Source organism: Methyloparacoccus murrellii, from assembly GCF_054657115.1.
The window spans coordinates 1-953 of the sequence record NZ_BAAHXD010000107.1; the positions used below are offsets into that span (position 1 = coordinate 1).

Here is a 953-nt window from a genome sequence, read left to right on the forward strand (position 1 = left end):
TCCCGTGCCGCGTATTGGCTGCCCCGATCCGAATGCACCAGCAACCCGGGTGCGGGCCGGCGGCGCCAGATCGCCATACCGAGCGCGTTGATCACGAGGTCTTTGGTGATCCGTTCGGCCATGGACCAACCGACCACCGCCCGGGCAAAGAGATCCAACACTACCGCCAGATACAACCAGCCTTCGCCGGTCCAGAGGTACGTGATGTCGGCGACCCACTTCTGATTGGGGCCGGCCGCCGTGAAGTCCTGCTCCAGTCGGTTCGGCGCCACGGGGAGGGCATGCTTGGACTGCGTGGTGGCCTTGAAGCGTCGGGCGGCCCGCGCCCTGAGGCCCATGGCCCGCACCCGCTGAGCGACTCGCCGCCGACTCACCCGCCAGCCCTCGGCCTGCAGATCCAGCGTGATCCGGGGCGCGCCATAACGGCCCCGGTGCGCGTCAAAGAGCCGCTGAATGTCAGCGTCCAGACGCCGGTTTTCGGCCGCCCGGGGTGACTCGGGAGCGCGCCGCCAAGCGTAATAACCGCTCCTGCTCACCCGCAGTACCCGACACATCGCCGCCACCGTAAAGACTCTTTCATGCGCTTGGATGAAGGCGTACCTTACCGAGATTCCCTGGCAAAGTACGCCGCCGCTTTTTTTAGGATCGCGACCTCCTCCTCGCGTTGCGCCAAGAGACGCTTGAGTCGCGTGAGTTCCGCCGCTTGCTCGGCCTGCAGTGCCGCCGCCCCATTCCGCAGCCGATACCGCGCGAGCCAGTTGTGCAGCAAGCTCTCGCCAATGTCCAACTCCCGCGCCACCACCGCGGCCTTATGCCCGGCCAACACCCGCTTCACCGCCTGTTCCCGGAACTCCGGGGTAAATTTCCGGCGCACTGACTTCTTGCTCATAGTCATGAATCACCCCGTCATTGTTACTCACAAACAAGGTGTCCACTAAATGATGGCAAGATCA

General features: G+C 64.4%; 2 protein-coding genes. Both read right to left on the minus strand.

The features are described 5' to 3' along the window. The coding region (locus ACYQ1H_RS15500; protein WP_460028938.1) for an IS3 family transposase at positions 1-611 on the minus strand (611 nt) is incomplete at its 3' end. Beyond that, entirely contained in the window at positions 602-895 is a 294-nt protein-coding gene (locus ACYQ1H_RS15505; protein ID WP_460028937.1) for a transposase, read from the minus strand. The genes ACYQ1H_RS15505 and ACYQ1H_RS15500, both read right to left, overlap by 10 nt. Positions 896-953 lie beyond the last annotated feature (58 nt).

Coding starts and splice junctions, on each gene's coding strand:
- ACYQ1H_RS15505 (WP_460028937.1), bottom strand. CDS start 895: ATGACTATGAGCAAGAAGTCAGTGCGCCGGAAATTTACCCCGGAGTTC.